The organism is Paraburkholderia atlantica (genome assembly GCF_000092885.1).
Lineage (GTDB): Bacteria > Pseudomonadota > Gammaproteobacteria > Burkholderiales > Burkholderiaceae > Paraburkholderia > Paraburkholderia atlantica.
On record NC_014120.1, the window covers coordinates 479159 to 489136 of the forward strand.

At 61.8% G+C, this 9978-nt stretch carries 12 protein-coding genes; 8 read left to right on the plus strand and 4 right to left on the minus strand.

Annotated features, from left to right (window positions below; all coding sequences use genetic code 11):
- Positions 1–69: 69 nt before the first annotated feature.
- Together BC1002_RS35490 and BC1002_RS35495 are read right to left on the minus strand one after the other, a co-directional pair.
- On the minus strand, positions 70–942 hold the full coding sequence (locus tag BC1002_RS35490) for a hypothetical protein (RefSeq protein WP_238538108.1): 873 nt from the start codon (positions 940–942) through the stop codon (positions 70–72).
- A 44-nt stretch (positions 943–986) separates the two neighbouring features.
- On the minus strand, positions 987–1208 hold the full coding sequence (locus BC1002_RS35495; protein ID WP_013094766.1) for a hypothetical protein: 222 nt from the start codon (positions 1206–1208) through the stop codon (positions 987–989).
- A 495-nt stretch (positions 1209–1703) separates the two neighbouring features.
- Between BC1002_RS35495 and BC1002_RS35500 the strand changes: the two genes are divergently transcribed.
- The 8 genes from BC1002_RS35500 to BC1002_RS35535 all read left to right on the plus strand — a co-directional run bounded on the left by BC1002_RS35500 (position 1704) and on the right by BC1002_RS35535 (position 7165).
- Positions 1704–1901, plus strand: a complete 198-nt coding sequence (locus tag BC1002_RS35500) for a hypothetical protein (protein WP_013094767.1) — start codon at positions 1704–1706, stop codon at positions 1899–1901.
- Between the two features lie 9 nt (positions 1902–1910).
- Positions 1911–2600 (plus strand): hypothetical protein, encoded by a 690-nt coding sequence (locus tag BC1002_RS35505; RefSeq protein ID WP_013094768.1) that lies wholly within the window; start codon positions 1911–1913, stop codon positions 2598–2600.
- A 114-nt stretch (positions 2601–2714) separates the two neighbouring features.
- On the plus strand, positions 2715–3932 hold the full coding sequence (locus BC1002_RS35510) for a DUF1173 family protein (RefSeq protein WP_013094769.1): 1218 nt from the start codon (positions 2715–2717) through the stop codon (positions 3930–3932).
- Positions 3933–4027: 95 nt separating this feature from the next.
- Complete coding sequence (locus BC1002_RS35515; RefSeq protein ID WP_013094770.1) at positions 4028–4585, plus strand: phospholipase D family nuclease; 558 nt, start codon at positions 4028–4030, stop codon at positions 4583–4585.
- A 46-nt stretch (positions 4586–4631) separates the two neighbouring features.
- The gene (locus BC1002_RS35520; protein WP_013094771.1) at positions 4632–4955 is read left to right on the plus strand and encodes a hypothetical protein; all 324 of its coding nucleotides are present in this window, start codon (positions 4632–4634) and stop codon (positions 4953–4955) included.
- A gap of 108 nt (positions 4956–5063) precedes the next feature.
- Positions 5064–5519, plus strand: a complete 456-nt coding sequence (locus BC1002_RS35525; protein WP_013094772.1) for a hypothetical protein — start codon at positions 5064–5066, stop codon at positions 5517–5519.
- A 12-nt stretch (positions 5520–5531) separates the two neighbouring features.
- Positions 5532–6392 carry a phage Gp37/Gp68 family protein gene (locus BC1002_RS35530; RefSeq protein WP_013094773.1) on the plus strand — a complete coding sequence of 287 codons (861 nt, stop codon included), beginning with the start codon at positions 5532–5534 and terminating at the stop codon, positions 6390–6392.
- Between the two features lie 101 nt (positions 6393–6493).
- Positions 6494–7165 (plus strand): Lar family restriction alleviation protein, encoded by a 672-nt coding sequence (locus BC1002_RS35535; RefSeq protein WP_013094774.1) that lies wholly within the window; start codon positions 6494–6496, stop codon positions 7163–7165.
- Between the two features lie 90 nt (positions 7166–7255).
- Here the strand turns inward: BC1002_RS35535 and BC1002_RS35540 are convergent, their stop codons facing one another.
- Both BC1002_RS35540 and BC1002_RS35545 read right to left on the minus strand, forming a co-directional pair.
- Positions 7256–7558 (minus strand): hypothetical protein, encoded by a 303-nt coding sequence (locus BC1002_RS35540; RefSeq protein ID WP_013094775.1) that lies wholly within the window; start codon positions 7556–7558, stop codon positions 7256–7258.
- Between the two features lie 224 nt (positions 7559–7782).
- A complete protein-coding gene (locus tag BC1002_RS35545; protein WP_013094776.1) occupies positions 7783–8928 on the minus strand; it encodes a phage integrase N-terminal domain-containing protein in 1146 nt (381 codons plus the stop codon).
- Between the last annotated feature and the right edge of the window lie 1050 nt (positions 8929–9978).

Below are 9978 nucleotides of genomic sequence, written 5' to 3' on the forward strand. Positions count from 1 at the left end.
GCAGCTCCAGAAAAAAGAAAAGCCCGCAAGAGCGGGCCAAAGGTAGACATGCCGATTCGTGACGACCGGTCAGTAGCGGTGACGGCTCGCCAGATACTCGGTGCCGTACTCGCTGATAAACAGCGAGAGCGCGTCGCCGACCTGATGTGCAAACTTGAACTGCCACTTCTCGTTGAACATCACGATGTCGAGGCCGTCGAGCGACACCTTCTCGCGCGTTGTGAAGTGGTAGTCAACCAGTCTCCCGCGCGTCAGCTGCGCCGACAGGAAGTCGAATCCAGCGTTCGACGCGAATGCTGCAAGACCACGGATCAGGCCAGCGGCAGTCGTGGCCGAGTGATAGGTTGCCTTGCGGTCGCTAGAGCCATAGACCTGCTCGCTCCAGATTCGCGCGTCAAGAATGATCGCGCTGCTGGTGCGTTTCATCTCCGTTTCCGGGCGAAGCCCGAAACCATCGATCACCAGCTTCGCCGCCTGAACGAGTCCGATGCGCTTTCCAGCGTCGCCGCTGAACGTGCGTTCCAGGTGAGCCCAGAAAGCGTCGAAGTCGGGACACTTCCCGGCCTTCAGTGCGCCTCGAATATCGATCGACGCGTTCGCCAGTTCCTGCTCGTCGTTGATTTCCAGCCGACCGCCCGGAGGCGAGAAGCGACGGATCGCTTCCCCGACCAGCACATGAGCCAGACGCGAGCAGAAGTCCGAGAGCTCGCGCTCGGTTGAGTACTCCGACCGGACGCTTGCCGCGCGATACGGATATTCCGAATCCTTCGGAAATGCGGCAACCTCTGCCGCGCAAACTTCCAGATAAGCGGCAGCTGCTTTGGTCTGCGCGTCCTTGAACTGTTGAACGAGTGCTGTGTACATGGTGCTTCCCTTGTGGATGAGACGGGAGAGCACGCCCAGTCGGGGGTGATCCCGTCTGGGTAAGTGGATTGCCCGCAAGTGCGAGCGAGTGTGATGCGCCGAAGCGCGTGGATTACTGCAATTCAGATGCCGTAGTAGTTGCGTACCCGACGACGACGCTCGGCGAATGCGAGTCCGCCAGTCACCGATTCGGGTGCTGCCACCACCAGAAGGCGCAGGGCCGCTGCGCGGTAATGGGTCGAATACCGCTTCTTCGACTTCACGATCCGCAGCAGGCGATCGTGTGTTTCGTACGATAGGCAATGCATCTGCATGCCGATGCGAAGCAACCGATTGAGGTTCATGATGCTCCAGTCGTAAGACGGGAACACGCCCCGCAACGGGTGTGAACCCGTCGGGGTGAATGAAGAGCGCCGTGCTGCGGGCGTTTAGTCGATGCGTCAGTGACGCGGAGGTGAGTCGATCGTATCGCCAATGGCACGGCCATACGACCGGAATGACGGCGAAATCGATGCGGCTTTCGGAGAAGACTCACGTGTCCATCGCGGCAAGATATCCACCGTTTCGCTTAATAAACCTGTGGATATCTGTGCGGGCGTGCCACCTGGCAAGGCGGGCAGACCCGTGATCAATTGGAAGGCACGCACCCCATCACGTCGCGCTGCCGTCAGCCGGCTAACGGCCCTAACCCGGAAAGCTCGACTAAACCGTATAGCTTTCGCCGGAAATTGATCTGCTGGAAAGCTCGCGCAAACGCTTGAGCTTTTGCGCCACCCCGGTTCCTACCCGCGCCCGACAATGAGAAAAGCCCGCGCGCGGGCGCCCCGGAACCACGCCTTATGTCCGAGCCGACCGACAACACGCACCAACCCTCGTCGCTGAGGCGCCGGCGCGTCATCTATCAGACCGGCCCCCAACGCTACGGCGAAGGGCTCATCACGGCACACGACAAAGACTCCGGCACCGTGATCGTGATGGACATGGAGGACGGATCGTTCTGGCGCAGGTCCGAGTCACAGGTCGAAATCATCGTCTGAGGAGCAGCAATGATCGTCCGATTCAACGGGAACACCACAGGTAGTGTCGCCTTCACCACCGCCGTCGCCGCCTGCCTGTTCGCCTTTCTCCTGCCGGTCTTTCATGCGGACGGCGTCCTGAAGCCGGCGTGCCTGGCAGTGGTTGGTGCCCTGATCGTCGAGATGAACCGGCGAAGCATCATTGGCGGACTGGTTGAGCGTGCCAGCCGCAAGACGGGCACGTCAGCCCGCCAGGCCGTCTTCATTAATGGCGTTCGGGTTGGCGAAATCCGCGAAGCCGACGCTATTGCCATCAAACTCGAAGCGCTGCGCGATCCGCGCAACTATGTCGCACAGTTCGCCAACATCATCGCGTTCATGTGCCGCGGCGCGGCAGCGTCTCTCGTCCTCACGCCGCTGCTGCTGTTCTGGCTGGCGCTTTTCTGCGCGTGGACAGCACCGGAAACGTTCCAGACTGCCATCTCGGCAATGGTGCACCTGCAACCGGGCGATCTGGCGAATTTTGCGACCACGCTCATCCTGCTAGCCCAGATCGCCTTTGTGATTGCCGTTGGACTGTCGTTCGCCTTCGGCCTCGACCTTGGGCTCGAGAACGTCTTCCGCCGTGCGGCGCACCGTGAGATCCGCCTCGCCATCGATTGCGCGACCGACGGCGAAATGACGCTGCGCGCGCCGGGCGCCTCGCTCGCACTCGCGTGACGTGAGAACCACATCCCGCACGAATATCAGACCCGAAGGTAGCAATACCTGTTTCCTACCAACCCGCTTTCATGGCCGCCCCTGTGCGGCCATTTTCTATGGTGGACCGAAACCATGTCAGACGTAGCGTTCGATGGCGGCAGATTCCCGCTTGCCGACGTGCAGGAGAACCCGGCCCGGTACGTGAAGCGCCTGGAACGCGCCAAGATTGCGCCCGGACATGCCGTGTGTTTATGTGCGACGCACGACACCCCACTGCAACTCGTTATCCGGCGTTACGGTTCGCTGCTACATCTTGCAGGATGGCCGGACGACGGTCATCGGCACACGCGAGGATGCGCCTTCCACAAGGACCCGAACGCCGCGAAGCCCGCCGGTGGCGGCGACAGCAAGGCAGCGATCATCGCAACGCCCGCCGGCTTGAATGTCAAGCTGGACGCATCGCTCACCCTGCGCGAGACGAACTCAGGTTCCCGCGCATCACCGGCACAAACGTCAAACCGCCCAGGCCGACGCTCCGCTACCCTGCTCGCCTTCCTGCAGACTCTCTGGTGTGAAGCGCGCCTCAATGAATGGACAGATCTGGGCACGACACGCCACTGGGGCCAGTGCAACGCCCAGCTGCTAGCCGAGCTCAGCACCGCAAGGATCAACGGCGCAGACGCCCAGACCGTTTTGCACGTGATGCGTCGCTTCGAGGAAGCAGACCGGGCGGAAATCAACGCGGAGTTCGACTCGTTCATCGCCCGCCTCTCCGCAACCCATCGCGGGCTGGTGATCGGCGAAATCAGCGAGGTCACACCGACGCAGTACGGCCACGCATTGAGCCTTCGGCAGAGCGCTCGCAAGTACTACGCAAGCACCACTCTCATCGACCACGCGGCGCGCGCCTGGCCCCATGCGTGGCGTGCGCTGGGCGGCGATCGCGCCGCGCGGGTCGTCGCGATACTCCTCGTTGAACGAACATCAAAAGGCCACCTGAAGCTACTGGATCTCGCAGCGATGCTGTGTTCGTCCGCCTTCATCCCCTGCGACTCGATCCACGAAGTGGCCATGGCCAATCGTCTTGTCGCCGAGCGACGCGACTTCCTAAAACCGGTTCGAATGTCCCCACAGGACGACATGCTGCCCGATTTCGTGTTGCGCGACGCCGGCGCGCAGACGCACGTCGAGGTCTACGGCATGAACGGCGTCCCAGCCTACGAGAGGCGCAAGGAGGAAAAGCGGGCGCTTCGGCTCGCGCGCGGCATTCCGGCCGTCGAATGGGACGTCGATCGCGAGCCGCTCGCGCAGGTGCAGCTTCCGCCCCTTCGCGACGCGCGCGCGACTTGACTTCGCCTGAGGCCCCGTAACCTGGGAAATAAGTGGCCGCCGCGGCAACCGGCCCCGGCGCGTGAATATCCAACAACACACACAGGAATCCGACCATGCAGTCCACGAAGGCAATCATGAGCGCGGCAGTGGCCGCAGTAATGGCGACCGCGGCCCACGCTTCAGCAGGCAGTGGCGCGTGCCAGCCCGAAGTCGGCTTCTCGCCCGAAGGCAGCGCGGCCGCACTGGTCGACCGCGCGATCGACAGCGCCCAGCGTTCGATCCGGGTTTCGGCGTACTCGTTCACTTCGCCCGATGTCGTGCGTCACCTGCTCCAGGCGAAGCGCCGTGGCGTCGAAGTCGCCGTCGTTGTCGACGGCAAGAACAACCTCAGCGAGGACCGGTCCGGCAAGGCCCATGCGGCCATGAACCTGCTCGTGAACGCGGGCATTCCCGTGCGCACCGTTAGCGTCTACCCGATCCACCACGACAAGGTGGTGATCGTTGATGGCGCGACGGTACAGACCGGTTCCTTCAACTACAGCCAGGCCGCGGCCTCTCGCAACAGCGAAAACGCGCTCGTGCTCTGGGACTGCCCGGGCGTCGCCCGGGGCTATCTCGAGCATTGGCAAAGCCGCTGGGACCAGGGCGTCGAATTCCGTTCCTCCTTTTGAAAGCGCTGGACTTCCAGGCGCTCTGACCCACCGAACAGGAGTACCCGTGCAACAGATATCCCAGGTAGTTCAGGACATCCTCAACCTGACGCGCTATGCGGCGTCGCCGTTCGTGCTCACCGGTCGCCCCGATTCTGTGCGCCAGTGGCTTTCAGTGCTGCAGGAGCGCCTGAACGCGATCCTGCAGCGGGTCGACATTGCGCTCGCGTCATTCGAGGAGACGAGGGACGTTGAAGACAACGACTGGACAGACGAAGAGCGCGTTCTGAGCAGTGAATGGGTGCAGCGCAATTTTCCGAACGAGTCAGACAGTGTCAGGGCGGCGCTGCGCAAGGCGTGGGTCGACGGACAACGACTGCGGGTCCGCTAGCCTGGCCAATCTTCTCGCGTGCCGGGGGTGACTTGACTTTCATCCGGGTTCGGCAAGATGGAAATGCACGCCCGGTTCCCGATCGGGCTATAACCACCGGAGTCCTCGATGCTAGGCAAAAGCTTTTTTCTTGAACGCGCAATCTCGCGCTCGCTCGACTGGCTGGGTCGCTACCCGGCCTTGGGCTGCGCCTGCCACGATCCTGAATCACTTTCTTCGGGCCGCCAGATAGTCGTCGCAGCGACAACGTCCAATGGCGTGCGCTGCGTGTTTTTCAGTGCAGTCGGGTCGGTCCTCGATTTCAGCGCGACATGGGCCGAACTCGAGCGCGCGAAAACCTGGTGGTACTTCGTGCAGCGCTGGTATTTCTGGGTCGTGCCAGACGCGAAGACGCTGGACGCCATCAACCCGGCGGGCGATCACATGGAACATCTGATCGTCCCGACCTGCGCGCCGTCCCATCTCGCCGACGCGGCGTTTCTTCCGTGGCTAGACGCGATCGAAAAGCGCGCCCGCCAGTGCGGCACGCTGGCGGTACAGTCTCACGATGTCGAAACTGTCTGAGCGGGAGTCGGGATGAGCGAGAACAGCAAGATCGAATGGACCGACCACACCTTCAATTCGTGGGAAGGCTGCCAGAAGGTCGGCCCCGGTTGCGATCACTGTTATGCGGAAACGCGCAACGCGCGCTTCGCCGGCGGCACGCCGATCAACTGGGGCCCGGGCGCGCCACGTCGCCGCACCTCCGCCGCGAACTGGCGCAAGCCGCTGCAGTGGAATGCGCAGCATGATGAGTTCTTCGCGAAGCACGGTCGCCGCCAGCGCGTATTCTGCGCATCGCTCGCCGACGTGTTCGACAACGAGGTCGATCCGCTATGGCGCCGCGATCTGTTCGAACTGATCGAGCGCACGCCAGATCTCGACTGGCTGTTGCTCACGAAGCGCATCGGCAATGTGTCCGACATGGTCGCTCACGCGCGATCGCACGGTTGGCTAGCGAGCCGCGACAACGTCTGGCTCGGCGCGACAGTCGTCAATCAGGCCGAGGCCGATCGCGACATCCCGAAGCTGCTTGCGGTGCCAGCGCGGGTGCGCTTCCTCTCCATGGAGCCGCTGCTGGGCCCGGTGAGCTTCGAAGGCATGTTCGCGGGCAGTGACTGGCGCGACCACATCAACGCCCTCGAGGCGCTCGACTGGATGATTGTCGGCGGCGAAAGCGGACACGGCGCCCGGCCAATGCATCCCGACTGGGCACGATCGCTGCGCGACCAATGCGCTGCCGCGGAGGTGCCGTTCTTCTTCAAGCAATGGGGCGAATGGGCGCCCGGCTCAAACCCCTCCAGACAGCCGATGGACCGCGTCGGCAAGAAAGCCGCCGGTCGCGAACTGGACGGCCGCGTTCATGACGATTTTCCCAAAACTATTCTTCATACATAAATCGGCGCTTTTCCGGTTGTAAATCGGCTTTTCGCGCGTCCAATGTCCAACGATAATGCCTGCCAATATCTCCCAATAAATGCACGGCGAAGATCCGGACAATGTACGAACAGCTCTATCCCTGCGACCACTGCGGCGGCCGCGGCACCCTTGGATTTTCCCAACGGGTCGTCGCGGAAACCGGTTCGTCTCCTTTTGACTACGGCAAATATGGCCGTCACGCCGGCCCGCCTGTCATCGGCGACGTCATGGCCCGCCCCGCATTTGCTCCCCAAACCGAAAAACTGGTCTGCATCTACTGCTCGGACTGCGGCATGTCAACGCCGTGGCTGCCCGTCGGCACGGACGAGAAGGCCGCAATGACCCGGTGTGCTCATATCTGGAACCGCCGGCTGAGTCGCCCGAAAATCACCGAGGGCGACCTGCGTGACCTGGTCGAGAAAGAGCTCGGAGCCTGTGATTCACAGATGGTCATCGACATGCTCGCGCGCAATGATGAAGACTGGGAAACGCGCGGCCCGCTATTCGCCATGCTCGCCCAGAGGCTCGTCGATGCCACCGTGTCAACGATCGACAGCTGGCCGATCGATCCCGTCCTGAAAGACGCCGCACGCTATCGCAAGCTCGTGCAACTGGCGAAGTGGGTCGACATCGACGGCGAACGCTACGTACAGTTTCCCAAGATCCCGTCGCCCAGCGAGCATGACCAGTGTCTCTTTGAGGATCGCATCGCCTTGGCTGTCGACGCAATGCCCGACCGTGATCGTTGGTAACTAAGAGCGAGGGTCATCAGACTGTCGTGACTGGCCATCCGCCGCGTCGGTGGTTGCCCTCTGTACGCGCTCCTCGTCGATGTCACCAGGTCAGCCTCCCCATCTCCGATCACCTGGACTTATTGTCGTGACCTTTCCGCTAGCGGAGTCATACCAGACCTGTCCGCAGAACACGTCACCTGCGTCGTATCCGTAAAGTGACTGATTTGGATCTCCCCTGTCGTACAGGGTCATGCCCGAATCTGCGGCGTCGAGCTGGAACTTCTGGTCCGGTCTTAACTTGAGATAGGAGATCAACTGCTCGGAGTTATTGAAGTACCGATAATGCCCGTCCTCGAACATCAGCTTCGCCAGCCGTACCTCTTGAATTCCAATTGAGTCGTCAAGGATCATGATCGCACTCCTGTCGGCGGGGGAACGGCCCCAAAGCAGTATAGGAGTCAGGAGTGCCGGCATTTCCATGCTGGCGCACGCCAACTGTCAAACGGCGGAAATGGTAAAAAAAAAGCCGGCTACGAGAGCCGGCTTGAACGGTCTGACGGCCGCCGCCAGAACCTGAGAGAGATTCCATTCTGCGGCACGCCGACTGAACGGAATCAGGAATATGGCGTGTCAATTTACGGTTCATTCCCCGCTGCCGCCCCGAGTATCCGATAGAGAGCCTGACGCGAGATACAAAGGGCCGTCGCGGCATGGCTCTTGTTGCCTTCGGCAATCCTGAGCGCCTCGCGAACCTCCTCGACCGTCGGCAACTTCCTTTGTAGCCGGTCCTGTTTCGCAAACGTCGACAGGTAAGCATTCGCCTTGGTCACGCGGCTGTGGCCTGCCGCCTGAACGACGCGGCGCATCGCCTCCTGATGCACCAGCGGATCTGGACGCTCACCGGCCCGCTTGATCGGCGCCAGTGTTCCTGCTGCCCGCTCATAGAGCGATTGCAGGTATCCGTGGCGCAGGCCGTGACTGGTGATACCCAGACCCGACTTCGTCACGCCGTGCTTGTCCAGCACGTAGTAATACCAGTCACGCCATTGCTTCAGCGTGCGGTCAGCCGGCACGGTTGAGCCCGTCACTCCGTTGCTGAGACTCGCCGCTTCTTCAAGAATCGCAATCTTCGCCTCAATCGGCACCTCGCGCGGTAGACCGCCCTTGGTGCCGCGTACTACGGCGAGCATCAGTGGATTGCGCACGGCCTCAAGCGGTCGCAACATGAAACTCTCCTGGACGCGCACACCGAACGCCGCCTGCAGTTTCAGTTGCACCGCCGTATAGGGACACGTCAGCGCGATCTCTTCGATCTTGGCTGCAGCGTCAATGCCGTGCGCCTCCCAGGACTTGTCTTCTGTCGCGACATAGCTACGCACAAGACCATGCTCACGGCGGTCAACATAGTCGGCCAGCGTTCGCACCAGTTTCGGCTTGCCCATCCATTGAGCGATCGCCCGCAGGTACGTCAGCTTGTTCTCGATCGTCCCCCCGCTCTGGCCATCCGCGACCCAGTGTTTGACAAGACATTCGACGTGCTTGTGCTTGAGAGACCATGGCGTCTGTAACGCATAGCCGTGTTTCCGCAACTCCCTGAACGACTTGCACAGTGCCGTCGCCCGACGTTCCTGCGTCTTGATCGACAGCGCCTTGTGACTGATCCGGGTGGTGCTGTGGATCTGTGCGACGTGCGTATCGAATAGAGCGAGCAGCGCATCCCGGAACTCGGGAGCGAATCTGTATTTGTTCACCACTGCGCGCACGTTGAGAATGGCGGCCATCGTTGACGCTCCGCGCGGCGAGCTCGCCGCAGTATCGTTGCCCGGCGCCCGCTGGTTCGCAGCATCCCTACCTGATGCCGTGACCCGAACCAGCGGGCTTGTCTTTTCTTCGCCGCCTGTGCGGCTTCGCCGTTTCCCCGGCGCGAGGGTCCTGCCTTCCGTTCCTTTAGCGATTCCATCCGATCAGCCAGATGCATGGGAAGAGCATGCGGTCCGACTGTCCAACCTGCTGCCTGCCGGTGTGCATCGCGCTTCGCGCAACACACCACCGACGTATTCGCGAGGCATCCCTGCCGTCGCGCTGCGCGGGTAAATCCCGCCTCGATGCAGCTTCGTGGCTACCCTGCCAGCGTGACGCTTTGCGCGTCGGGTTCGTTCGCCGCTTCGCGGTGACGCCCCCCTCGCTATGGGCCGGGCAAAACCTGATACGCGTTTGTGTACGGCCGCGCGCGCCGTGTCCTCTTCCGTCAGGGAACCGCGGTGTTCCGGTCTTTTCCGGTCCGCAGGAGTTCCCCCGCCCCCAAGCACGTTCATCTCCGCCGCGGTGTATCGGGCTTCGTGAACGCACCCAGCCATCGCTGAAAGGGCGTGTGCAAACGCAGATGAGCATGCGAAAAGTGTCCGGTGTCCGGTCTCTCCACATGTCCTCATTGCGTCACATCGCGGCAAACCGCCGCCAATCGTATGGATATCGCACTGTCCAGGGGTCCTCATGGTGGACCATCGTGGACTTGATTTACTTCATAAAAAGGCCGCTTCATTGTGCGGCCCGGTCATTTGCCTGTTTCTGGCCCGTTGCGGGCCTGGGGATATGGACGTGCGAGTGCCTTGCACTCTGGTTCGATGCGTCATCGACGCGGTAGGTGACCCAAGGATAGAGGCGAATTGACCAGGTGCACCGCCTGAAAGCTGCGCAGAACCCGCTGGCTTTTGTTGACTTGACTTTGATGGGCGCTCGATAGACTCGAACGAGGCTGAAGTGACACATGAGTGCCACTTTGCTCGAGGTCATCGCGATCGGGCCGTTCGAAGTGGCACTCAAGTGACACT